Raw genomic sequence first — 23,351 nt, forward strand, 5'->3', positions numbered from 1 at the left:
TGTTATATCCAAAAACCATGACGCTTGACCAAGCATAGCATAGCCACTTATGGATGAACGCTACGACTGAGCAATCTAGTAGAGAATGATGCGGCCCATGGCAATTACCAGGGCCACTACCACGAGCATGACCAGTGTGAACTTGATCAATTGCCAGGTGAATTTAAGGTAGCGCTTATCGCCGGAAATCAGATAAATGCCGAACGACACCACGACCGAGATCAGGGTCAGCACCAGCAGGATGCGCAATACCAGCATATTTAGGCGTACTGTAATGCGGGGGGCAGGCCAATCGGGTTCTGGAAGGCGCCTGGCGCTTCCTCGAACTTGTCGAAGGTGGCGTATTCCCACGCATCTCTGTCAGCGAGCAGCGTCCGCAGCAGTTGATTATTCATATAGTGCCCAGCCTTGTAGGCGCTGAAAGCACCGATCAGGGGATGGCCGAGTACATACAGATCGCCGATGGCATCCAGCATCTTGTGCTTGACGAACTCATCGTCGTAACGCAAGCCGTCGCTGTTCAGCACACGGTACTCATCCAACACGATGGCATTATCCAGGCTACCACCACGGGCAAGGCCCATTGAGCGCAAGGCTTCGACTTCATGCATGAAGCCGAAGGTACGCGCGCGGCTGATTTCCTTGATATAGGAGTTGTCGGCAAAGTCTATGCTGATTTTCTGCCCGGTATGTTCCACGGCAGGATGGTCAAAATCAATGGTAAAGTCGAGCTTGAAGCCGAAGTAAGGGTCGAAACGCACCCATTTATCGCCTTCATGGTATTCCACGGTTTTCTTGATGAGAATAAACTTCTTCATCGCTGGCTGTTCGACAATGCCGGCCTGTTGCAGAAGGAAGACAAAAGGCCCGGCACTGCCGTCCATGATAGGCACTTCGCCCGCATTGAGATCAATATGGATGTTGTCTATGCCAAGCCCGGCAAGTGCAGACATCAGATGTTCAATCGTGGCAATCCTGGCGCCGCCGCACTCAAGTGCGGAGCAGAGCTTGGTATCGGTAACGAGATGAGGTTGCACCCTGAATTCCGCGGTATCGGGCAGATCGACCCGACGGAATACGATTCCGGTATCAGGCACAGCCGGTCGCAAGGTCAGGGTAACCTTGTCGCCCGAATGCAATCCCACACCGGTGGCACTAATAGTCGTTTTCAGTGTTCGCTGTTTAAGCACTGTCGCCCCCTCTCTCGAGAGCCCTCACTCGTTTAATTGCCTGATTATAACACGCTGGCTGCACCTGCCATGGCAGGCGCCATCATCCATAAGCCCCTTACGGTCAGCCTATCCAGCTTACTGCTTGCTACTTAATCAGCCTGTTTGCGCAGGAATGCAGGAATGTCGTATTCCTCCACACCTGACATCTTCATGGCTTCCACCTGTGCACGACGGCCGTTGGAGCTGAATACGGCAGGGCCTTCTTCATCCACACCACCTACATACATGGGCTGGTTGGTTGTACCATCGCGCACCTGTGTCATGACACGCAATTCCGGCTTTTGCTGGCGACGGCTGGCAACACCGTTGAGGCCGGTGGCTACCATGGTCACGCGCAAACCGTCACCGATGGACTCGTCAAACACATTGCCTACAATCACGGTGGCATCATCGGCAGTGAACTCCTTGATGGTGTTCATCACATCATAGTACTCCTTCATCTTGAAGGAAGTACTCGCTGTAATGTTCACCAGCACGCCACGGGCATTCGCCAGGTTCACGTCTTCCAGCAATGGACTGGCAACCGCCTGCTCAGCCGCGATACGGGCACGCTCGCTGCCGGTTGCAGTCGCAGAACCCATCATCGCCATGCCCATTTCGGACATCACGGTACGCACATCGGCAAAGTCAACGTTCACCATGCCTGGGCAATTGATGATTTCGGCAATACCGGAAACCGCGTTGTGCAACACATCGTTGGCAGCCTGGAATGCTTCCAGGAATGGCACATCCTCGCCCAGCACCTGCATGAGCTTTTCGTTCGGGATAATGATAAGAGAGTCCACGTGCTTGGAAAGTTCTTCCAGGCCCTCCTGCGCCACCTTGGTACGCTTGCCCTCAAACGCAAATGGCTTGGTCACCACAGCCACGGTCAGGATGCCCATTTCCTTGGCAACCTCGGCGATGATAGGCGCGGCACCGGTACCGGTGCCTCCGCCCATACCCGCGGTGATAAACAGCATGTCCGCACCATCGATAATCTCGGCAATGCGGTCACGGTCTTCCAGCGCCGCTTCACGACCAATTTCAGGACGTGCACCAGCGCCCAGGCCCTTGGTGATGTCAGTGCCGATCTGCAGCACTGTCTTGGCCTGGCTCTTCTTCAATGCCTGCATGTCGGTGTTGGCGCAAATGAATTCCACGCCGCCGACTTCCTTGGCAATCATGTGGGCGACAGCGTTACCGCCGCAACCACCCACGCCTATCACCTTGATCACGGCCTCTTGTGAGTCCCTGTCCATAATCTCAAACATGTTAAATCCCTCCTAAGTTACGTCTGCCTAAACTCGAAAAAAACGAATGACTACTCAATACGCTTACTGCTAAAAATTCCCCTGGAACCAGCTCTTCATCCGGCTGAACACCTGACTGAAAGAATTGGATTCCATCTGGCCCTGGAACTGACGTTCCACCTGTTGCTTGCCCATCAGGACCAGACCCACTCCGGTGGCGTAACGCGGATTTCCCACCACCTCGGACAACCCTCCCACATAGCGCGGCATGCCTAGGCGCACCGGCATATGGAATATTTCTTCACCCAGCTCCACCATGCCTTTCATCATAGAAGAGCCGCCTGTAATCACGATGCCGGAGGCAATCATCTCCTCCATGCCGCTGCGGCGCAGCTCGCCAAGCACAAATTCATACAGCTCGACCACACGCGGCTCTATCACTTCGGCCAAGGTCTGTACCGATAGCTGGCGCGGATCGCGCCCGTCGACCCCTGGCACTTCCACCACTTCACGCGGATCAGCCAATTGGCGCAGTGCGCAGCCGTGCTTGATCTTGATTTCCTCAGCCGACTGCGTCGGCGTGCGGAACGCCACGGCAACGTCATTGGTGATTTGGTCGCCGGCGATAGGCACGACGGCGGTATGGCGGATGGCGCCCTGCTTGAACACGGCGATGTCGGTCGTGCCGCCGCCGATATCCACCAGGCACACGCCCAGTTCTTTTTCATCTTCCGTCAATACCGCCATGCTGGAAGCCAGCGGCTGCAGGATGAGGTCGCTGACATCCAGTCCGCAGCGCTTGATGCACTTGACGATATTCTGCGCAGCAGATACAGCCCCGGTGACAATATGCACCTTGACCTCCAGCTTCATGCCGCTCATGCCCAGGGGTTCGCGCACATCCTCCTGGCCGTCGATGATGAATTCCTGCGTGAGGATATGCAGTATCTGCTGGTCGGACGGCAACGCTATCGCACGCGCGGTCTCGATCACACGATCCACATCCATCTGCGTCACCTCGGCATCCTTGATCTTGACCATGCCGTGCGAGTTGAGGCTCTTGATATGGCTGCCCGCAATGCCGGTGAAAACGGTGCTGATCTTGCAGTCCGCCATCAGTTCGGCCTCTTCCAGCGCACGCTGGATTGCCTGCACCGTGGAGTCGATATTGACCACCACGCCCTTCTTCAGCCCGCGCGAGGTGTTCTGCCCGAGGCCAATGACCTTGAGCGTCCCCTCAGGCTGCAATTCCGCGACAATTGCCACAATCTTGGATGTGCCAATATCCAGCCCGACAATGAGATTTTTATCTTCCCGGACCCTGCTCATTTACATTTCTCCAAATTTTCCATGTTTCTCAGGCTGCCCCTGTTTTACGCTTGGGCGCCGCCGCCTCAGGCTTGCGAACCGCAAAGCCGTTCGGGTAGCGCAAGTCGGCATAGGTGATCGCCACCTTCAGCCCGCCCAATGTCTGGTTGTATACACTTGCGAACTTCTGCAAGCGCTCCTCCATCTGTTCCCTGCCCAGTTCGATTACCAGGCCCTTGTCCGTCCTGATCTGCCATGCTCGGCGCGGCGTCAGCGCCAATTGCGTAATGCGCATGCCCGTACCACCGGCAAGTATCTGGCTGTAAACGCCATAATGCTTCGCCACTTCCGCCACACCGTCTCCCGGCCCGTAAAATACTGGCAGGTCGCTGTCCGAGGCAGCATGGAACAACTCGCCATAACTATTCACCAGCGCGATATTGCCCCAGCGTGCCAGCTCATGCTGCTCCTCAACTACCACTTCCAATCTATCGGGCCAGCGCTTGCGCACGCTGACCTTGCGCGCCCAAGGCAGCTTCTGGAAGGCATCCCGCGCCTTGACCACGTCCACCGTGAAGAAATTGCCTTGCAGGTGCCGATCCACAATCAGCTTGATCTGCTCGCGTGTGACATGCTCCAGCTGTCCTTCCACGCGCACTTCCTTCAATGGGAAGATCGGCAAATGCACGACCACGTACCCCAGTCCATACAAAAACATCACCGCCGCCAACGCGTTGAGAAAGTTCGCAATCCAGTTGAGGACGCGCGGCTTATCCCACATGCGCGAGCTCCAATATATTCAACACCAACTCATCAAAACTGCGCCCGATGGCCTTGGCTCCCATCGGCACCAGGCTATGATCCGTCATGCCGGGAGAAGTGTTCACCTCGAGAAAATAATGCCGTCCGGCGTCATCCATCAGGAAATCCACACGCCCCCAGCCCTGCCCGCCCACCACACGGAAGGCCTGCAAGGCCTCTTCCTTGATCCTGTCCTCAAGCGCAGCATCCAGTCCGCACGGGCAGACATATTGCGTGTCATCACGCAGGTATTTGGCCTCATAGTCATAAAACTCATTGGCAGGCACGATGCGGATCACCGGCAATGCCTGGCCGCCGAGAATGCCTACGGTGTACTCGCCGCCGCCGATAAACTTCTCGGCAATCACCAGCGGGTCAGACTTGGCAGCCAGCTCATAGGCGGCTTTCAATTCACCCGCAGCCTTGACCTTGCTGATGCCGATACTGGACCCTTCGTTGGCCGGCTTGACGAACAAAGGCAGGCCAAGCCGTTGCTCAATCGCGGCAAAATCACTCTCGGCACTCACCAGCTCGAAGTCCGGCGTGACCACGCCTGCAGCACGCCACAGCAGCTTGGTGCGCCATTTGTCCATCCCCACGCTGGAGGCCATTACGCCGCTGCCGGTATAGGGAATGCCCATCAGTTCCAGCACTCCTTGTATCGTGCCGTCCTCGCCATAACGGCCATGCAGCGCGATAAACACCCGGTCGAACGCGGCAAGCTCGCTCAACGCGCGCGCTGCCGGGTCAAAGGCATGGGCATCCACGCCGCTCCTCAGCAAGGCAGCCAGCACGGCGGCGCCGCTTTTCAGCGACACCTCACGCTCTGCTGACTGACCGCCCAACAAGACGGCCACCTTGCCAAAATTCCTATTCATGCCCATGTTCTCCAATTATTCTGACTTCCGCTTGCAAGGCCACGCCCTGCTTTTCCTTCACTACTGCCTGCACATGCAGGATCAACTGTTCTATATCCGCTGCCGTCGCACCGCCTTGGTTGACGATGAAGTTGGCATGTTTCTCCGATACCTGCGCACCGCCAATGCTGAATCCCTTCAAGCCGCTGGTCTCAATCAGCCGCGCCGCATGGTCGCCCGGCGGGTTACGGAACACCGACCCGGCATTCGGCAGATTCAGCGGTTGCGTCGCCAGGCGCCTGGCCAGCAACTGCTTGATCTTGGCTTCGGCTTCGCTGGCATCGCCAGCCGCCAGCCGGAACCAGGCGGCAACAAACCACTCATCGGCGACAGGCATCTCGACATGGCGATAGGCGGTCGCAAATGCCTGGTGGTTGCGCTCATGCACCCTGCCCTGGCGGTCCACGGTCAATACCCGCTCCACAATTTCCCAGGTTTCGCCGCCGTGGCAGCCTGCATTCATGGCCAACGCCCCGCCCACAGTGCCCGGGATACCCGCCATGAATTCCGCGCCGTGCTGATGCTGGCGCGCTGCAAACCTGGCCAGCTTGGCGCATGTCACGCCTGCCTCGGCATAGATAAACTCTTTATCCGTCTGCAATGCAGTCAATGCGCCATGCATCAGGATCACCGTGCCTCTTACACCGCCATCCCGCACCAGCAGGTTGGAACCCAGGCCGATGAAATGCAGCGGCTCTCTCTCTGGCAAACCCGCAAGGAATTGCTGCAAGTCATCCAGGCTGGCAGGGATATACAGCCGGTCAGCCGCCCCGCCTGCGCGCCAGCTCGTATAACGGGCCAATGGCTCGTTATGCAGCAAGCTGCCTGTCATGACGGCCGCCGTCACTGCGCCAACTCCTTGGTCCTGGCCGCGACCTGCCCTATCGACCCTGCGCCCATCACGATCACCACATCATCGGCCTGGACCATGTCGATAATCGCCTGCGGCAACTCATTTGGCGTTTCCACGAACAAGGGCTCCACCTTGCCAGCCACACGGATCGCCCGCACCAGCGAGCGTCCATCGGCCGCAATAATTGGCGCTTCGCCTGCCGAATACACCTCTGTCAGCAACACCACATCGGCGCCAGACAGCACTTTGACGAAATCCTCGAAGCAATCCCGGGTGCGGGTGTAGCGGTGCGGCTGGAAGGCGAGCACCAGCCGACGGCCGGGAAAAGCATCGCGGGCGGCGGCAATCACGGCATTCATCTCAACAGGATGATGGCCATAGTCATCAATCAGGGTGAAGTGTCCTCCATTCTTGGTAGGCACCTCGCCGTACCGCTCAAACCGGCGTCCGACACCCTTGAACTCGGCTAATGCCTTGATGATGGCGCTGTCAGGCACATTCAGCTCGCTCGCGACTGCAATTGCCGCCAGGGCGTTGAGCACATAATGCCTGCCAGGCAGGTTGAGCGTGACGTCGAATGTCGTGGTTTCGCCATTGATACGGCTCACGGTGAAATGCATGCGCCCATTCTCGGCACGCACATTGCTGGCACGAATGCGCGCGTCGTCGGAAAATCCGTAGGGCATGACCTGCTTGGAAATCTGCGGCAGAATGGTTCGAATATTCGGGTCATCAATACACACCACGGCCATGCCATAGAATGGCAAGCGTTGCAGGAATTCGACAAATGCGCCCTTGAGCCGCTCGAAGTCATGCCCATAGGTGTCCATATGGTCTGCATCGATATTGGTCACGACCGAGATGATGGGCGTGAGGTGCAGGAAGGAAGCGTCGGACTCATCGGCTTCCGCGACGATGTATTCACCGGTTCCCAGGCGTGCATTGCTGCCGGATGCTTCCAGGCGGCCGCCAATCACGAAGGTCGGGTCCATGCCCGCCTCGGCAAGAATGCTCGCAATCAGGCTGGTTGTGGTGGTCTTGCCATGCGTTCCGGCAATCGCAATGCCCTGGCGGAAGCGCATCAATTCGGCCAGCATCAGGGCACGCGGCACGATAGGCACGCTACGTTCACGCGCAGCCAGGACTTCCGGGTTGTTGTCCTTCACCGCGCTGGAGATGACCACGACATCCGCAGGGCCAAGATTCTCAGCGGCATGGCCTTGATACAGCCTGGCACCAAAGCCAGCCAGCCTGCGCGTCGTCGCATTGTCGGCAAGATCGGAACCGCTAACGCTGAACCCAAGGTTGAGCAATACCTCGGCGATGCCGCTCATTCCTGAACCGCCGATGCCGACAAAATGTACGTGTTTTACCTTGTGTTTCATGGGTGATTCCCTCCCTGCACCGGCAGGGCAATACTTTCCAGTTCATGTGCAATCGCATCGGTCGCCTTGGGCCTGCCCAGCTCCCGCGCAGCCTGGGCGATTGCCAGCAGGCGGGTGCGCGTCAATCCTTGCAGCAACCCAGCCAGCTTCTGCGGCGTCATCTCCTGCTGCGGCAAATGGATCGCAGCATTGTGTTCAGCCATCCAACGTGCGTTATCGCGCTGGTGCGACGTGGTCGATACCACCAAAGGCACCAGGATGCTGGCGACCCCAGCCACGGCAAGCTCGCTCACCGTGATGGCACCCGCGCGGCAAACCAGCACATCGGCCCTGGCATAGGCACTGGCCATATCGTCAATGAATGGCACGACATCAGCTTCCACACCGGCTTCGGCATATGCCTTGCGCAAGGACTCGATATGCTGGGCACCGGATTGGTGTGTGACGACGGGGCGCTGACCGGCTGGCAACAAAGCCAGTGCCTTGGGCAAGGTCGCATTCAATACCTGGGCACCCAGGCTGCCACCGACTACCAATACATTCAGCGGACCTGTGCGGTTGACAAAGCGCTGCTCCGGCGATGCAATCTCCACAATCTCGGTACGCACGGGGTTGCCCGTCACACGTGCCTTGAATGCCATCTCACCCAATGAGGCCTCGCCTCCCTCGAACCCGAACAACACACGCTTGGCATGCTTGACCAGGGCGCGATTGGACATCAGCAGCGCGGCATCGGCATTGACCAAAGCCAGGGGAACCCCTTTTGCCCTGGCCGCCCAGCCTCCTGGCACGGTGACATATCCGCCCATGCCCAGCACCACCTGCGGCTTCAACGTTCCTATCAACCGCCAGGCCGCGAAGGTCGAACCCACCAGGCGGAAGACGCCGGTGATGGTGTGTTTCCAGCCCTTGCCGCGCAAGCCGGAAAACTTGAGCTGGGTCATGGCCAGACCCCGTGGCGGCACCAGCCGGTTTTCCATGCCATGCGATGTGCCCAGCCAATGCACATTCCACCCCCGTGCCTGCATGGTTTCGGCAATTGCCAGCCCGGGCATCACATGCCCGCCGGTGCCTGCCGCCATGATGAGTAAGGTTTTACTCATGCTGGCAACCCCTTTTGAAGCCGACGATTTTCCCAATCAATCCTGAGAAGAATCACCAGCGCAATGCAATTGGCCAGGATGCCGCTGCCGCCGAATGAGAGCAGTGGCAGCGTAAGCCCCTTGGTCGGCAGCACGCCCATGTTCACGCCAATATTGATAATGCTTTGCACGCCGATCCAGACACCGATGCCCTGGGCCAGCAAGGCAGAGAAATAACGCTCATTGGCCACTGCCTCCTTGCCGATACGGAAGGCACGAATCACCAGCCAGGCAAACAGGCCGACAACAACCATCACACCGATAAAGCCCAGTTCCTCGGCGATTACGGCCATGAGGAAATCGGTATGGGCTTCCGGAAGATAAAGCAGCTTTTCCACACTGGCGCCCAGGCCAACTCCCAGCCACTCGCCGCGCCCGAAGGCTATCAGCGCGTGGGAAAGCTGATAGCCCTTGCCATACGGATCCGCCCAAGGGTCCATGAAGCCGATCACACGCTGCATGCGGTATGGCGAACTCCAGATCAAGCCGACGATGGCTACTGGCAACAAGGCCAGCAGCCCGCCAAAGATGCGTGCATTAATGCCGCCCAGCCAGAGGATGGCCATGGAAATGGCAGCAATCACGCTGAATGCGCCGAAATCAGGCTCGCGCAGCAGCAGCCACCCCACCACCACCATCACTGCCACCATGGGCAGGAAACCACGTTTGATGCTGTCCATGACTTCAGATTTGCGGATGGTGTAGTCAGCCACATAAATCGCGGCAAACAACTTCATGAATTCCGATGGCTGCAGGTTGATCACAAACAACGAGAGCCAGCGCTGGCTGCCATTCACATTGCGGCCCACGCCAGGAATCAATACCAGCACAAGCAGGAACAGTCCAAGCAGGAACAGGTAGGGCGCCATCTTCTGCCACATGCGCGTGGGCACCTGGAAGATCACGAAAGCGGCGCTCAGGCTGATCACTAGGAAAATGGCATGACGGATGAGAAAATAGGTAGGCTGATGCCCCGTCATCTTGTCAGCCTCCGCCAGCGCTATCGAGGCGGAATACACCATGACCAGGCCGATGCCCAGCAGGATCAATGTCACCCAGACCAGTGCCTGGTCGTAGGTGGAGGAAGACGTCAGGCGTTCGCGGCCGCCCAGCATGTTGTACATCACGCTGCTCATGCCTGCACCTCCTGCGCCTGCAGATGGCGGGTGGCTTCGACAAACACTTCCGCCCTATGCACGTAATTACGGAACATATCCAGGCTGGCGCATGCAGGGGAGAGCAGCACCGCATCACCGCTTTCGGCCAGGTTGAATGCTTGTACTACTGCCTCTTCCAGGCTGGCGGCATGTTCCAGTTGCACGCCTGTGGTTTGCAATACATTGGCAATCAATCCTGCGTCACGCCCGATCAACACCACGGCCCTGGCATGCTCGGCCACAGGTGCCTGCAAAGGCGTGAAATCTTGCCCCTTGCCATCCCCGCCGGCGATCAACACCACTTTGCGCGAGAGCCCGTTGAGCGCCGCGCAGGTTGCGCCGACATTGGTGCCCTTGGAATCATCGTAGAACGACACGCCCTGGACATCGGCAACCCATTGCACGCGATGCGGCAGGCCGCTGAAATCACGCAAAGCCTGCACCATCACTGCCTCATCGATATCGAGGGCACTGCACAAGGCCAGGGCAGCCAATGCATTGGCCGCATTATGCAGGCCTGCAATCTTGAGTTCGGACACGGGCAGCAACTTGTGCCGGCCTCTCGCAAGCCAGTTGGCCCCTGCTTCTTGCAACAGGCCAAAATCCATGTCGCTGGCAGGAGTGCCAAGGCCAAACGTCAATTGGTCAATGCCTGCGGCAGCCATTCCACGGCTCCAGGCATCATCGGCATTCAGCACTTGTAACCTGGCATGGGCAAAGATACGCGCCTTGGCATCGGCATACGCCTGCATGCCGGCATAGCGGTCCATGTGGTCTTCGCTGATATTGAGCACGGTAGCGGCATCCGCCACCAGGCTGTAGGTGGTTTCAAGCTGGAAGCTGGAAAGCTCCAGCACATAGACATCTGCCACATCATCAAGCGCATCCAGCACCGGCAATCCGATATTGCCTGCCACCACCGTCTTGAGACCCGCTGCCTTGCAGATTTCACCGACCATGGCGGTCACGGTGCTCTTGCCGTTGGCGCCGGTAATGGCAATCAACTTGGCATTCTGTGGACGGGCCTGCGCGAACAACTCCACGTCACCCACCACCGGCACGCCACGCTGAATCGCTGCCTGCACCTGAGACTCGGCAACCGGCACCCCCGGGCTGGCAACAATGAGCTCAGCCTCCTGGAAGGCAGGCTCGGTGAACGGGCCGAGATACACGACCAACTCAGGCAACTCTTGCTTGACCGCATCCAGCCCTGGAGGCGAGGTACGGGTATCTGCAACAGACAGGCGCGCACCCTGGCGATTAAGCCAGCGCAATGCTGAAAGGCCGGTATCTCCCAGCCCCAGCACCAGCACGTTTTTATCTTTGAGTTGCAGCATATGTCCGTTTATCTAAATTACGCTTATCGCAGTTTCAATGTGGAAAGCCCTACTAGCACCAGCATCATGGTGATGATCCAGAATCGCACCACCACCTGCGTTTCCTTCCAGCCTTTCAATTCGTAGTGATGATGCAAGGGCGCCATGCGGAAAATTCGTTTTCCCGTCAACTTGAACGACCCCACCTGCAGCATCACGGAAATGGTTTCCATCACGAACACGCCGCCCATGATGAAAAGCACGATTTCCTGACGCACAATCACGGCGACCGTACCCAGCGCCGCACCCAGCGCCAGTGCGCCGACATCGCCCATGAACACTTCTGCCGGATAGGCATTGAACCAAAGGAAGCCCAGGCCGGCGCCGCCGATCGCGGCACAGAACACGGCAAGCTCCCCGGCACCGGGCACATAAGGCACGCCAAGATACTTGGAGAAATACAGATGGCCGGCTACATAGGCGAACACCGCCAGGGCGCTGGCCACCATCACGGTCGGCATGATGGCCAACCCATCAAGGCCATCTGTCAGGTTGACCGCGTTGCTCGTGCCGACGATGACGAAATAGGTCAGCACCACGAAACTGACGACGCCCAGCGGCAATATCAATTGCTTGAAGAAAGGCACGATCAACTCGGTTTCAGCAGGCACGCTGGCGGTATAAAACAGGTATACGGCAACCCCAGCACCAATTAAGGACTGCCAGAAGTACTTGGCCTTGGCTGAAAGCCCCTTGGGATTGCGGTAGACCACCTTGCGCCAGTCATCAACCCAGCCAATTACGCCAAAACCCAATGTCGTGATGAGCACCACCCAGACAAAACGGTTGGTGAGATCGGCCCAGAGCAATGTCGCAATCGCAATCGCAATCAGGATCAGCGCTCCGCCCATGGTCGGGGTGCCTGCCTTGACCAGGTGGCTTTGCGGGCCATCGTCGCGCACCGACTGGCCGACCTTGTACTCGGTCAGCTTGCGGATCAGCCCAGGCCCCACCAGGAAAGAAATGGTCAACGCCGTCAGCGTCGCCAGTACCGCACGCAAGGTGATGTAATTGAACACGTTGAAGCCGCGGATATCCTGGGCAAGCCAGCGAGCGAGTTCAAGCAACATGATGGTTCTCCTTTTGTTCTTGCAGCAAGTCCACGACCCGCTCCATGCGCATGAAGCGCGAGCCTTTCACCAGCACGCTGGTCCCGGCTCCTAACTCCGGCAACAATGCAGCCGCCAGCTCCTCCACTGTGTCGTAATGGCTTGCGCCATCGCCATATGCCTCTACGGCCTTGCCTGTCAAAGTGCCGAGTGCATACAATCCATCCAAGCCTGCAGCCTTGGCATAAGTGCCCAATTCAGCATGTAGCGCGACTTCGTTTTCTCCGAGCTCGCCCATATCCCCCATAGCCAGCAGGCGCTTGCCGGGCTGGCTTGCCAGCACGTCAATCGCCGCGCGCATGGAAGCTGGGTTGGCGTTATAAGTATCGTCAATCAGCAATGCGCCCTGCTTCCCAGGCTTGCGCTGCAACCGCCCCTTGACGCCAGCGAAGCTGGCGAGGCCGTCGGCGATTGCATCCAGCGCCACGCCCATGGACAGGGCCGCTGCACTTGCGGCCAGGGCATTCTTGACGTTGTGCAGACCCGACACTGGCAAGCTCAGTGTTTTTTCACCCACCGGGGTGTTCAATTGCAAATCGCTGCCATCGGCATGCAATACATATTGCGCCGTCACATCTGTACCGGCATTGAGCCCAAAACGAACAATACGGTGCTTGGCCGCCAGGCGTTGCCACAAGCCAGCGAATGCATCATCGGCATTGATCACGGCAGTGCCATCGTCAACAAGGCCCGCAAAAATCTCGCCCTTGGCCCGCGCAACGCCCTCGACGGAACCGAGGCCGCCCAGATGGGCCGATGTGGCATTGTTGATCAGTGCCACATCAGGGCGGCCGATCTGCGTGAGATAACTGATCTCGCCGAAATGATTCATGCCCATTTCCACCACGGCGTAGCGATGCTGCTCGCGCAGGCGCAACAGGGTAAGGGGCAGGCCAATGTCATTATTGAAATTGCCTTGCGTGGCAAGCACCGCTTGCTCGGATCCCGCGGCGGCACGCAGGATGGAAGCCAGCATCTCCTTGACGCTGGTTTTGCCATTGCTGCCGGTAATCGCAGCAACAGGAATATGGAATTTGCCACGCCAGTAGGCTGCCAAACGTCCCAAGGCAAGTCGGGTATCGTCCACAAGGACTGCAGGACCGGCATCGATAGCGCGGGATACCAGGACCGCAGCAGCGCCTTGCGTTAAGACATTCTTGGCATAATCGTGGCCGTCAAACCTCTCGCCCCTGAGCGCCACGAACAATTGACCCGCCTCGAGCTTGCGGCTATCCGTACCTACTGACAGGATCAATACATCCTCACCAATCAGGGTGCCGCCTGTGGCCTTGGCGATTTCGGACAAATACATCATGCTGCAGCTCCCAATGCATTCGCTGCGACTGCAACATCATTGAATGGATAGCGCACACCCGCGACTTCCTGATAATCCTCGTGTCCCTTGCCTGCGATTAACACTACATCGCCAGCTTGCGCCACCTTGATGGCATGAACGATTGCCTTTTCCCGGTCAGGCTCCACCTGGGAAGGACCATGCAAGCCTGCCACCACTTCGGCGATGATCACGGCCGGGTCCTCGCTGCGTGGATTGTCGGATGTGACAACGACCTTGTCAGCCAGTCTCGATGCTACTTCTGCCATGAGTGGCCGCTTACCTTTGTCGCGGTCGCCACCACAACCAAACACGCAGACCAAGCGGCCTTTTGCCTGCTCGCGCAAGGCCAGCAGCACTTTTTCCAAGGCATCCGGGCTATGGGCGTAATCGACCACCACCAGCGGCTGGCTGTCACCGCCCAATTGCTGCATGCGCCCAGGTGCAGGCTTGATCGCAGCAAGCACGCGCACGGCATCTTGCAACACAACATCGGAGGCCAGCAGCGTGGCAAGCACGGCCAGGAGGTTGCTGGCATTGAACCTGCCAACCAGCTTGGCATGTACGGTTGCCTCGCCTTGCGGCGTATGCACTTGCATGTGCAATCCCTCGGCATCAAACCGCAATTCATGGCCGCGCACATCGCCACCGCTCAGCCCATAGCTCAACACCCGCCTGCCTTTGGCCTTGAGCTCACTCAACAATTCCTGCCCAAAAGCATCGTCATGGTTGAGGATGGCGGCCTGCAAGCTCTCAAACTCGAACAACTTGCGCTTGGCGGCTGCATAGGCCGCCATATCGCCGTGATAATCCAGATGGTCGCGCGTCAGGTTGGTCAGCACGGCGATATTAAAGTCGAGGCCACTCACCCTGCCTTGCTCCAGCCCATGCGAGGAAACCTCCATCGCCGCTACCTCGGCACCCGCCTGCAGATACTCACCCAGCATGGACTGCAGCCGGATAGGGTCCGGCGTGGTATTGACGGCAGCAGACAAACTGCCTGGAAAACCATTGCCCAGAGTGCCGACTACAACTGCCTTACGTTTCAATGCATTGAATGCCTGCGCCAGCCAATGGCTGCATGAAGTTTTGCCATTGGTTCCCGTCACCCCTACCATCCAGAGCTTGCGGGAAGGATGGCCGTAAAACTCTCCGGCTATCGCACTCGCTTGTTTACGCAAACCTGCAACAGGCTGATTGGAGATATTCCACGCAGGATTCCAGTCGAACCCCTCCTGTTCCCAGAGCACGCCTGCCGCACCCTGGGTGATTGCCTGCTCGATAAAACGGCGCCCATCGGCATGCTCTCCCGGATAGGCGAAAAACAGACTGCCGGTAGAGACCTGACGGCTGTCGGCCGTCAGGTTAGCAAAGTGGGCGCGGTCAAGGGTGGGCAGGCTCATACCACCTCCTTGATTTCAGGCAGATCATCCACGGGAATCACGATATTGTTGTTCGGCGCATCCTGCGGTATCGCCAGCATGCGCAACGCGCCCGCCATGACCTTGCTGAACACCGGTGCTGCCACTGTGCCGCCGTAATACTTGCCCGCACTAGGGTCATCGATCATCACGGCAATAATCAAGCGCGGATTCGAGGCCGGCGCAAAGCCGACAAACGAAGAGACATAATGATTGGCCTGATAGCCGCCGACACCGGGCTTGTGCGCAGTCCCGGTCTTGCCGGCAACCCGGTAGCCCAGCACCTGCGCCCTGGGCGCAGTGCCTCCGGGCTGGATCACGGTTTCCATCATATCCTTGAGATGGTGCGCAGTTGCCGGGGTGTACACTTTATGCCCCACTGGCGGCTCCTTGAGTTTGAGCAGGGAAACCGGTAGCAATACGCCATCATTGGTGAAAACCGTGTAGGCACGCGCCAACTGCAGCAAAGTCAGGCTAAGGCCGTGACCATAAGCCATGGTTGCCTGCTCAATGGGACGCCATGTCTTGTAGTTGCGCAGCTTGCCCGAGGCCTCGCCAGGGAAACCTATGCGGGTCGGGCTGCCGAATCCCAGCTGGTTGAATACACTCCAGAGATAATGCGGCTCAAGGCTCAGCGCCATTTTGGCAGAGCCGATGTTGGAGGATTTCTGTATGACCTGGGCCACGGTCAACAAGCCCTGCGGGTGCGCATCCCGAATCGTCGCACGCCCGATGCGCATGGCACCGGACGAAGTTTCAATCAGGGTGTCTGGCTTGTAATAGCCGCCGTCCAGCGCCGCCGCCGCAGTAAATGGCTTCAAGGTAGAGCCTGGCTCAAAAGTATCCACTATCGCCCGGTTGCGCGAACGTCCGCCGATGAGATTGACCGGGTTGTTCGGGTTATAGCTCGGCATATTCGCCATTGCCAACACCTCGCCGCTTTTCGCATCTAGCACGACGACAGACCCGGCCTTGGCCTTATGCTCGTCAACAGCAGCTGCAAGTTCACGATAAGCCAGATATTGCAGCTTGCGGTCGATGGAAAGCGCGAGATCGCGCCCATCCTGCGGCACCTTGACCGCTTCAAGGTCTTCGACAATACGCCCCTGCCTGTCCTTGATCACGCGCCGACTTCCCGCCTTGCCGGAAAGCCAGGACTGGGAATGCAGCTCAAATCCTTCCTGCCCGTTGTCATCGATCCCCGTAAAGCCCACTAAGTGAGCAGTCACTTCCCCGGCAGGATAGTAACGACGGTATTCACGCTGCATAAACACACCTGGAATACCGACACTCATCACCTGAGCAGCCAGCTCCGGCGGCAAACGGCGCTTGAGATAGACAAACTCGCGCTGGGTATTGTCCAGCTTGGCTTTCACAGCTTCTGGCTTGATTTTGAGGAGGCCTGCCAGCTTTGCCAGCTGCTCAGGCATTACCTTCACATCAGGCGGGCTCGCCCATATGGATTCCACCGGGGTACTGATCGCCAGCGGTTCACCATAGCGGTCAGTAATCTTGCCCCTGTGCGCCGGCAGGCTCAGCACTCGGCTATATCGCGCATCGCCCTTTTGCTGCAAAAAGGATTTATGCACGCTTTGCAGATAGACGCTACGGCCCAGTAAAACAGCGAAGCCGCACAACACCAGCACCAACAACAAACGTCGCCGCCAAACCGGCAGCCTGACAACCACACGAGGCTTGGACCCCATTCGCATGCGTGCCGCGAGCATCATGGTGCCACCACCTGTATGCGCTTGTTGTCAGGCACTTGCATATTCAGCCGCTTTTCAGCGATCTGCTCAATGCGGGAATGCATGGCCCAGGTACTTTGCTCTAACTGCAACTGACCCCACTCGATTTCATATTGCTTAGCCGCATCCTCTTGCTGCTGCAACTCTATATACAGCTTGCGCGCCTTGTGCTGAGACGTAATCACACCTAGCGAGGCCACTATCAATACCAGAAACAGGATGAGGTTAAGCTTGGTCATCATTGCACCGATGTTCGCTCCGCTATGCGTAATACAGCGCTACGCGAGCGCGGATTGCGCTTTATCTCGGCATCGCTCGGGCGAATGGCACGACCCACCGCCAACAAGCGGGGCTGCGGCAGGTCCTTGGCGCGCACCGGAAAATTGGCAGGCAAATCGTCCCTGTCCTGCTCGGCACGGATGAAGCGCTTCACAATCCGGTCTTCCAGCGAGTGGAAGCTGATCACGGCTAGGCGGCCTTGCGGCGCCAACACCGACATGCACTGAGGCAGGATCAGCGACAATTCCTCAAGCTCCTGATTGATGAAAATCCGTAAAGCCTGAAAGGTGCGCGTCGCCGGGTCTTGCCCAGGCTCGACTTTGGATATCGCCCCTGCCACGATCTTGGCAAGTTGTCCGGTAGTGGTGATGACCACCCCTCCTGTGCGCTGCGCAACAATCGCCCTTGCAATCTGTTTAGCAAACCGTTCTTCACCATATTCCTTTATTACCCCCGTAAGTTCCTGTTCCGTTGCGCCAGCAATGAACTCCGCCGCAGTCTGGCCGCGGCTTTGATCCATGCGCATATCGAGCGGACCGTCAAACCTGAAGCTGAAGCCACGCTCGCCCTCGTCGATCTGTGGAGATGAAATCCCCAGATCGAGCAGTACACCATCTACCTGTTGAATTTGCAGACCTGCCAGGACTTCCGCCATGGCAGCAAAATGACTATGGACCATCGTGAAGCGCACATCCTGGATATCCCGTGCAGCATCAATTGCGGCGAGATCACGATCCAGTGCAATCAAGCGGCCCCGTGCTCCCAGCTTTTCCAGTATCTTGCGGCTGTGCCCGCCGCGACCAAAGGTGCCATCCACATAAATGCCGTCAGGCTTGATCGCCAGCGCTTCCACTGCCTCGTCCAACAAAACCGTTACATGCTGAGAAACCTGGGGGGCGGGTACATGGCGGATGCCTGCACTCACAGCGAAAAACCCTCCAATTCGGCAGGCAGCTCCATATTCTCGGCCGCCATGACCTGTTGCAATTGGCTGCGCCAGGCCTCCATGCCCCAAAGCTCAAAGTGGCTTCCCTGCCCCACCAGCATGACCTGCTTCTCCAGCCCGGCGAACTCCCGGAGCACGGGCGAAACCAGCAAACGCCCCGCACTATCCAGATCGACATCCTCCGCAAAACCCACCAGCAAGCGCTGTAGCGCACTGGATTGACGATCAAAACTGGAAAGCGCCATCACCTTGGACTGGATAGGCTCCCAGGCAGGCTGGGGATACAAGAGCAAGCAACGATGAGGATGGGCCGTCAGGACGAGGTGCCCCTCGCTTTGCGCGTGCAGGGCGTCACGGTGCTTGGCTGGCACAGCCAGCCTGCCTTTGGCATCCATATTCAAAGATGTCGCACCGCGAAACATGAGGCCCCTTTACTGGACACCGACACCATTTCGCATAGGTGCCGGCATGAACATTTTGCCGAGATCAGGAGATAAGGGGTCGCCAGCCATCCGGAGATGAGCAATCAACTTTCAGCTGACGATTACCCACAAAACTCCACTTTTCTCCACTACCACCCACTATAGATAAAAAAAAACATCAGTGCAAGGGCTTTTTGAGGATTTTTCCTTTACAGGACAATGACTTAGGAGATTTTCATAAGAAAATTTTTATCCTTAATAAATAAGGGGATAGCAAACTTCTTGAAAGTGTTTTGTTAGAAACAGTTAAGAGGTGACTGAATCTTGGTGAGGGAGTTTCTAGCTGGGAATAAACTGCCTGAAAATTGACGCGTGGAGCCTGTTCATGCTCTTAGAACTTTAAGGAATTGAAGCTGGCCGATAAGCCGGGTTCTGTTCCCGCAATGCGGGTGGCAGCCATTCATCTAGGCCCGGAGTTGCCTCGGGGCTCAAGCAACCTACCCGGTAGCAGCGCGAGTCACGCTATCGCTACCCTATTTGGTCTTGCTCCGGATGGAGGTTACCGCGTTTCACGTCCACCTTGCGGCTTACTCGTCTCTGTGGCCCTGTTCCTCGCCTCACGGCGTACGGCCGTTAGCCGTCATCCTGCTCTATGGAGCCCGGACTTTCCTCCCCTCGCTTGCGCGAGCGGCGGCTGCCTGGCCAGCTTCGGCGCCAGTGTATCACATGCAGCACCAAGCATTTTGGAAGACCAACCCAGCGAATAACAAAAAGCCCGCATACGCGGACTTGTGACTATCTCAATCGCCAGGCAATCGTTTCCCCAGCTCGCAACGGCACCAGCTCGTCATCCGCAAATGGCAGGCTTGCAGGCACTTCCCATGCTGTCTTTTCGAGGGTGATCGTATCCGTATTCCGCGGCAGACGGTAAAAGTCCGGCCCATGGACGCTGGCAAACCCCTCCAGCCTGTCCAGCGCATCCACTGAGTCAAACGCCTCCGCATAAAGCTCAATCCCGGCATGCGCGGTATACATCCCCGCACATCCACAAGCTGTTTCCTTCGCTGATTTTGCATGTGGCGCACTATCGGTCCCCAGGAAGAACTTCGGACTGCCTGAAGTCGCCGCAGCCACCAGCGCCAGACGATGCTCCTCGCGCTTGAGCACAGGCAGGCAATAATGATGCGGGCGAATGCCGCCAGCAAACATGGCATTGCGGTTCATGAGCAAGTGGTGTGCAGTGATCGTGGCCGCCACGCGATCCGGCGCCTGGGTCACAAAGTCAGCCGCATCCCAGGTCGTGATGTGCTCGAACACCACGCGCAAGCCCTGAAAGCGCTCCAGCAGCGGTACCATATTGCGCTCGATGAATACCTTCTCGCGATCAAACACGTCAATATTCACATCTGTCACCTCTGCATGCACCAGCAAGGGGATAGCATGCTTTTCCATCGCCTCAAGCGCCTTGACACAATGTCCCAGATTGGTGACCCCCGAGTCCGAATTGGTCGTGGCACCTGCCGGATAAAGCTTGACGCCATGCACCACACCGCTTGCCTTGGCACGGATGATATCTTCCGCACTGGTATTGTCGGTCAAGTACAAGGTCATCAACGGCTCGAAGCGCGCACCATCGGGCAATGCTTGCAAGATGCGTTCGCGGTAGGCCAGGGCCAACTCAATGGTAGTCACTGGCGGACGCAGGTTGGGCATGACAATGGCGCGCCCAAAACGCCGCACGGCATCCGGCAGGACTGCCGACAAGGCGGCACCGTCACGCAAATGCAGGTGCCAATCGTCGGGACGTGTAATCGTAATCGTCGTGGTCATGTAATTCTCTAAACTAAATAATCATTGATACTATTCTGCTTGCTTAAGACTCAATGCCAGATCATAAAGCGCATTTTTCTTCGCACCAGTAATATCGGTTGCCAGCGTGACCGCTTGCTTCAACGGCAACTCGGCAAGCAACAGCTTCAGCACCCGCTCGGCCTCGGCATCGACGGGACCGGTTTCCTTGGGTGCGGCAGGCTCCACCAGCAGCACAAACTCGCCGCGCTGGCGGTTGGCATCTTCCTCCAGCCAAGCCCGGGCCTCTGCCAATGGCAAGCGATGTATGGTTTCAAATGTCTTGGTCAGCTCACGCGCAATCGTCAACACACGTTCGCCTCCCAGCGTGGCGGCCATATCTTCCACACTATCAAGCACACGATGCGGTGCCTCGTAAAACACCAGCGTCACAACAGACTCTGCCAGCGCTTGCAATGCGGCACGCCGCTGACTGCCGCCAGCCGGTAAAAAACCGTGAAAGCGGAAACCCGGTGTCGCGATGCCTGCTGCAGACAGCGCAGCAATCACGGCAGAAGGACCGGGCACAGGGACAACCTTGATACCAGCCGCTTGCGCCATTGCCACCACGACAGCACCCGGATCGCTCACGCCGGGCGTACCCGCATCACTTACCAGCGCAACCGACTCTCCGGCCTGCAGCCTCAGGAGCAGCTGCTCACCCGCCTTGCGCTCATTGTGCTCATGCACCGCAAGCAATTTTTTCTGTATGGCAAAATGCGAGAGCAGGCCTGAAGTGTGACGGGTATCTTCTGCAGCCACCACATCCACAGACTTCAGCACATCCAACGCCCGCAGGGTAATATCCTGCAGGTTTCCAATTGGCGTGGCTACCACATATAATGTCCCACTATGATTCAACGACTGCCAGCCCTTCTGTATCTAACATGGTTGTTACTGCCGGTTCACGCAATGGCAGCGACAGCAAACGCGAATACCGTACCGCCAGAGACGCGGCTTCATGAAGGCTTGGCGTGCCTGCAACAGCAGAATACTGATTGCGCCACACTGGCACTCAACCGCATTCCCAACCAATCCGTCTATGCCAAGATCCTGGCCGGCAGCATTGCTGCCGTCGAACAGGATTTTGATGCTGTATTCCGGCTGCTGTTGCCGTTAAAAGCCAACACATCGCTTACCGACGAAGCAGCCGCAAGTTTACACGCAAGCCTCGCCATCGCCTATGACCAGCAAGCCGACCCTTTGCGCGCACTGGAACACCGCACGACCACGGAACGTTTTCTGGACAGTGATGAACAGCGTAGCGAGAACCACAAGAAAATCTGGAACAGCCTGAGTACATTAAGCCGGGAAGACCTTGTCAGTATGCGCGGCGAAAGCCTGAACACCAACATTCAGGGCTGGATCGACCTGGCACTTGCAGCACAGGAACAAGGTGACGATGCCCTTAAGAGTTGGCCTGATTTCTACCCGGGGCATCCGGCGACTCATGGCTTTAGCCAGGAACTGCTGTCGCAACGCCCGGAAACCCCATCTACGGCTACCGCTGCCGCCCCTGCCGGGCATGATGGGAAAATCGGCGTCATCCTGCCATTTGCCATCGAGGCTTACTATCCTGCAGCCGATGCGATAGAACAAGGGTTTGCTGCCGCTCAGGCCCAGGCGAATGATCAACGCGAGATCAAGCTATATGCCACCGACGGCAACCCTGCCAACATTGCCGGGATATACCGGCAAGCCGCCGACGATGGCGTACAAGCGATATTGGGGCCACTCACCCGTGATGAAGTGACACGCCTCAGCCAGCAAGCCGACCTCAACATCCCGACACTGGCGCTCAACCAGACAGATACCGCCGTCGGCAAGGCAGCCAACCTATATATCTTCGGCCTACCCCTGGAAGTGGAAATTGCCCAGATCGTCAGAATCGCCCAGCGCCAAGGCATGCAAACTGCCACGGTGGTTGCTGGCAGCAACCACCTGGCTGAACGTATGGCACAGGCATTCAACACGGAATGGACCACAGCGGGAGGGCGCATCATACTGCAACTGACATTCACTGAAGACAGCAACCCTACCGACCTGCAGACCCAGATTAATGCCAACCCCGCGGACCTGATATTCCTGGCAGCCAATAATGAGGAAGCCCGGGAAATCCGTCCTTATCTAGACACCGCGACCCCGACATTCGCCACATCCCATATCTACTCTGGCATCCCGCAAGACCCAGGCAATGAGCCTCTTAATGCAGTACGCTTCCTTGACATGCCCTGGCTGCTCCAGCCGGATGCCGCGGAGTTTGCAAGCCTGCGCGCCATCGCTTCCGACCTTCCTCCGGGTGAAATGCAACGCTGGTTTGCCCTGGGTGTCGATGCCTACCGCATCCTGGACCGCCTCAGCAAAGAGGTAACGCAAACCTATATATTGCAGGGACTCACCGGGCAAATCAGTATCTCCCCTGAGGGCGAAATCAGCCGTGAACTCGCCAGCGGTCGTTTCAGCGTAGAAGGCGTAGTGCTGGAAACCACCCCTTGAAGCAGCGCGGGGATGATGCCGAAGCCATCGCGGCGAGTTACCTGGAAACTCAGGGCCTGACACTGATCAACCGCAACTATCGATGCCGCTCGGGTGAGATAGACCTGATCATGAGGCAAGGCGACACCATTGTATTTGTTGAGGTACGCATGCGCAGCCACTCGGCATTCGGCGGTGCAGCAGCCAGCATCACCGCCAGCAAACAACAAAAGCTTATCCGCACAGCCGAGCATTTCCTGCAACAACATGGCAACACCGCATGCCGCTTTGATGCAATATTGATGACCAAGCTGGATACAAACCAAATTGAGTGGATCAAGAACGCTTTTAGCGCCTGATATCCGCT

The 23,351-nt window shown here is 57.7% G+C and carries 22 protein-coding genes and 1 other RNA gene; 2 read left to right on the forward strand and 21 right to left on the reverse strand.

All coding sequences use genetic code 11. The features are described from left to right. Positions 1–75: 75 nt before the first annotated feature. From LG198_RS06930 to rsmI, 21 genes are all read right to left on the reverse strand, one after another. Positions 76–258, reverse strand: coding sequence for a hypothetical protein (locus LG198_RS06930; protein WP_230342453.1), 183 nt, complete (start codon positions 256–258; stop codon positions 76–78). Between the two features lie 2 nt (positions 259–260). Continuing rightward, complete coding sequence (gene lpxC / locus LG198_RS06935) at positions 261–1,190, reverse strand: UDP-3-O-acyl-N-acetylglucosamine deacetylase (protein WP_230342454.1); 930 nt, start codon at positions 1,188–1,190, stop codon at positions 261–263. A gap of 131 nt (positions 1,191–1,321) precedes the next feature. Continuing rightward, entirely contained in the window at positions 1,322–2,485 is a 1,164-nt protein-coding gene (ftsZ, locus tag LG198_RS06940) for a cell division protein FtsZ (protein WP_230342455.1), read from the reverse strand. A gap of 69 nt (positions 2,486–2,554) precedes the next feature. Further along, complete coding sequence (ftsA, locus tag LG198_RS06945; RefSeq protein WP_230342456.1) at positions 2,555–3,793, reverse strand: cell division protein FtsA; 1,239 nt, start codon at positions 3,791–3,793, stop codon at positions 2,555–2,557. 28 nt (positions 3,794–3,821) lie between these two features. Continuing rightward, the gene (locus LG198_RS06950; RefSeq protein WP_230342457.1) at positions 3,822–4,553 is read right to left on the reverse strand and encodes a cell division protein FtsQ/DivIB; all 732 of its coding nucleotides are present in this window, start codon (positions 4,551–4,553) and stop codon (positions 3,822–3,824) included. Further along, positions 4,543–5,451, reverse strand: coding sequence for a D-alanine--D-alanine ligase (locus LG198_RS06955; protein WP_230342458.1), 909 nt, complete (start codon positions 5,449–5,451; stop codon positions 4,543–4,545). Before LG198_RS06955 ends, LG198_RS06950 begins: the two co-directional genes overlap by 11 nt. Next, complete coding sequence (murB, locus tag LG198_RS06960) at positions 5,444–6,322, reverse strand: UDP-N-acetylmuramate dehydrogenase (RefSeq protein WP_230343016.1); 879 nt, start codon at positions 6,320–6,322, stop codon at positions 5,444–5,446. The genes LG198_RS06955 and murB overlap by 8 nt, the downstream gene beginning before the upstream one ends. 11 nt (positions 6,323–6,333) lie before the next feature. Next, positions 6,334–7,728 carry a UDP-N-acetylmuramate--L-alanine ligase gene (murC, locus tag LG198_RS06965; protein ID WP_230342459.1) on the reverse strand — a complete coding sequence of 465 codons (1,395 nt, stop codon included), beginning with the start codon at positions 7,726–7,728 and terminating at the stop codon, positions 6,334–6,336. Next, the gene (murG, locus tag LG198_RS06970; protein ID WP_230342460.1) at positions 7,725–8,831 is read right to left on the reverse strand and encodes an undecaprenyldiphospho-muramoylpentapeptide beta-N-acetylglucosaminyltransferase; all 1,107 of its coding nucleotides are present in this window, start codon (positions 8,829–8,831) and stop codon (positions 7,725–7,727) included. The genes murC and murG overlap by 4 nt, the downstream gene beginning before the upstream one ends. After that, positions 8,828–10,006: a putative lipid II flippase FtsW gene (gene ftsW / locus LG198_RS06975; RefSeq protein ID WP_407659165.1), complete on the reverse strand. Its 1,179-nt coding sequence runs from the start codon at positions 10,004–10,006 to the stop codon at positions 8,828–8,830. The genes murG and ftsW overlap by 4 nt, the downstream gene beginning before the upstream one ends. After that, entirely contained in the window at positions 10,003–11,364 is a 1,362-nt protein-coding gene (gene murD / locus LG198_RS06980) for a UDP-N-acetylmuramoyl-L-alanine--D-glutamate ligase (RefSeq protein ID WP_230342461.1), read from the reverse strand. Before murD ends, ftsW begins: the two co-directional genes overlap by 4 nt. A gap of 23 nt (positions 11,365–11,387) precedes the next feature. Continuing rightward, complete coding sequence (mraY, locus tag LG198_RS06985; RefSeq protein ID WP_230342462.1) at positions 11,388–12,473, reverse strand: phospho-N-acetylmuramoyl-pentapeptide-transferase; 1,086 nt, start codon at positions 12,471–12,473, stop codon at positions 11,388–11,390. Then, positions 12,463–13,827 carry a UDP-N-acetylmuramoyl-tripeptide--D-alanyl-D-alanine ligase gene (locus tag LG198_RS06990; RefSeq protein WP_230342463.1) on the reverse strand — a complete coding sequence of 455 codons (1,365 nt, stop codon included), beginning with the start codon at positions 13,825–13,827 and terminating at the stop codon, positions 12,463–12,465. Before LG198_RS06990 ends, mraY begins: the two co-directional genes overlap by 11 nt. Then, complete coding sequence (locus LG198_RS06995; RefSeq protein WP_230342464.1) at positions 13,824–15,248, reverse strand: UDP-N-acetylmuramoyl-L-alanyl-D-glutamate--2,6-diaminopimelate ligase; 1,425 nt, start codon at positions 15,246–15,248, stop codon at positions 13,824–13,826. The genes LG198_RS06990 and LG198_RS06995 overlap by 4 nt, the downstream gene beginning before the upstream one ends. Then, positions 15,245–16,996 carry a peptidoglycan D,D-transpeptidase FtsI family protein gene (locus LG198_RS07000; protein ID WP_230342465.1) on the reverse strand — a complete coding sequence of 584 codons (1,752 nt, stop codon included), beginning with the start codon at positions 16,994–16,996 and terminating at the stop codon, positions 15,245–15,247. The genes LG198_RS06995 and LG198_RS07000 overlap by 4 nt, the downstream gene beginning before the upstream one ends. Next, on the reverse strand, positions 16,993–17,253 hold the full coding sequence (ftsL, locus tag LG198_RS07005) for a cell division protein FtsL (RefSeq protein WP_230343018.1): 261 nt from the start codon (positions 17,251–17,253) through the stop codon (positions 16,993–16,995). The genes LG198_RS07000 and ftsL overlap by 4 nt, the downstream gene beginning before the upstream one ends. Further along, positions 17,253–18,218, reverse strand: coding sequence for a 16S rRNA (cytosine(1402)-N(4))-methyltransferase RsmH (gene rsmH, locus LG198_RS07010; RefSeq protein WP_230342466.1), 966 nt, complete (start codon positions 18,216–18,218; stop codon positions 17,253–17,255). Before rsmH ends, ftsL begins: the two co-directional genes overlap by 1 nt. After that, the gene (mraZ, locus tag LG198_RS07015) at positions 18,215–18,661 is read right to left on the reverse strand and encodes a division/cell wall cluster transcriptional repressor MraZ (protein WP_230342467.1); all 447 of its coding nucleotides are present in this window, start codon (positions 18,659–18,661) and stop codon (positions 18,215–18,217) included. Before mraZ ends, rsmH begins: the two co-directional genes overlap by 4 nt. Positions 18,662–19,066: 405 nt before the next feature. Then, positions 19,067–19,371: RNase P RNA component class A (gene rnpB / locus LG198_RS07020), an RNA gene on the reverse strand. Positions 19,372–19,456: 85 nt separating this feature from the next. After that, entirely contained in the window at positions 19,457–20,491 is a 1,035-nt protein-coding gene (gene pyrC / locus LG198_RS07025) for a dihydroorotase (protein ID WP_230342468.1), read from the reverse strand. Between the two features lie 30 nt (positions 20,492–20,521). Next, positions 20,522–21,370 carry a 16S rRNA (cytidine(1402)-2'-O)-methyltransferase gene (gene rsmI / locus LG198_RS07030; protein WP_230342469.1) on the reverse strand — a complete coding sequence of 283 codons (849 nt, stop codon included), beginning with the start codon at positions 21,368–21,370 and terminating at the stop codon, positions 20,522–20,524. A 51-nt stretch (positions 21,371–21,421) separates the two neighbouring features. Between rsmI and LG198_RS07035 the strand changes: the two genes are divergently transcribed. Both LG198_RS07035 and LG198_RS07040 read left to right on the forward strand, forming a co-directional pair. Next, positions 21,422–23,005 carry a penicillin-binding protein activator gene (locus LG198_RS07035; protein ID WP_230342470.1) on the forward strand — a complete coding sequence of 528 codons (1,584 nt, stop codon included), beginning with the start codon at positions 21,422–21,424 and terminating at the stop codon, positions 23,003–23,005. Then, positions 23,002–23,343 carry a YraN family protein gene (locus LG198_RS07040; protein ID WP_230342471.1) on the forward strand — a complete coding sequence of 114 codons (342 nt, stop codon included), beginning with the start codon at positions 23,002–23,004 and terminating at the stop codon, positions 23,341–23,343. Before LG198_RS07035 ends, LG198_RS07040 begins: the two co-directional genes overlap by 4 nt. Positions 23,344–23,351 lie beyond the last annotated feature (8 nt).

Origin of the sequence: Methylobacillus arboreus, assembly GCF_020532725.1 — a bacterium.
Lineage (GTDB): Bacteria > Pseudomonadota > Gammaproteobacteria > Burkholderiales > Methylophilaceae > Methylobacillus > Methylobacillus arboreus.

Bases quoted from the DNA above. Each gene is read 5' to 3' on its own strand.
- ftsL (WP_230343018.1), bottom strand. From the start codon at position 17,253: ATGACCAAGCTTAACCTCATCCTGTTTCTGGTATTGATAGTGGCCTCG.
- mraZ (WP_230342467.1), bottom strand. From the start codon at position 18,661: ATGTTTCGCGGTGCGACATCTTTGAATATGGATGCCAAAGGCAGGCTG.
- LG198_RS06995 (WP_230342464.1), bottom strand. From the start codon at position 15,248: ATGAGCCTGCCCACCCTTGACCGCGCCCACTTTGCTAACCTGACGGCC.
- murB (WP_230343016.1), bottom strand. From the start codon at position 6,322: ATGACAGGCAGCTTGCTGCATAACGAGCCATTGGCCCGTTATACGAGC.
- pyrC (WP_230342468.1), bottom strand. From the start codon at position 20,491: ATGACCACGACGATTACGATTACACGTCCCGACGATTGGCACCTGCAT.
- ftsA (WP_230342456.1), bottom strand. From the start codon at position 3,793: ATGAGCAGGGTCCGGGAAGATAAAAATCTCATTGTCGGGCTGGATATT.
- LG198_RS06930 (WP_230342453.1), bottom strand. From the start codon at position 258: ATGCTGGTATTGCGCATCCTGCTGGTGCTGACCCTGATCTCGGTCGTG.
- murD (WP_230342461.1), bottom strand. From the start codon at position 11,364: ATGCTGCAACTCAAAGATAAAAACGTGCTGGTGCTGGGGCTGGGAGAT.
- LG198_RS06950 (WP_230342457.1), bottom strand. From the start codon at position 4,553: ATGTGGGATAAGCCGCGCGTCCTCAACTGGATTGCGAACTTTCTCAAC.
- LG198_RS06990 (WP_230342463.1), bottom strand. From the start codon at position 13,827: ATGATGTATTTGTCCGAAATCGCCAAGGCCACAGGCGGCACCCTGATT.
- murC (WP_230342459.1), bottom strand. From the start codon at position 7,728: ATGAAACACAAGGTAAAACACGTACATTTTGTCGGCATCGGCGGTTCA.
- ftsW (WP_407659165.1), bottom strand. From the start codon at position 10,006: ATGAGCAGCGTGATGTACAACATGCTGGGCGGCCGCGAACGCCTGACG.
- mraY (WP_230342462.1), bottom strand. From the start codon at position 12,473: ATGTTGCTTGAACTCGCTCGCTGGCTTGCCCAGGATATCCGCGGCTTC.
- LG198_RS07000 (WP_230342465.1), bottom strand. From the start codon at position 16,996: ATGATGCTCGCGGCACGCATGCGAATGGGGTCCAAGCCTCGTGTGGTT.
- LG198_RS06955 (WP_230342458.1), bottom strand. From the start codon at position 5,451: ATGAATAGGAATTTTGGCAAGGTGGCCGTCTTGTTGGGCGGTCAGTCA.
- murG (WP_230342460.1), bottom strand. From the start codon at position 8,831: ATGAGTAAAACCTTACTCATCATGGCGGCAGGCACCGGCGGGCATGTG.
- ftsZ (WP_230342455.1), bottom strand. From the start codon at position 2,485: ATGTTTGAGATTATGGACAGGGACTCACAAGAGGCCGTGATCAAGGTG.
- LG198_RS07035 (WP_230342470.1), top strand. From the start codon at position 21,422: ATGGCAGCGACAGCAAACGCGAATACCGTACCGCCAGAGACGCGGCTT.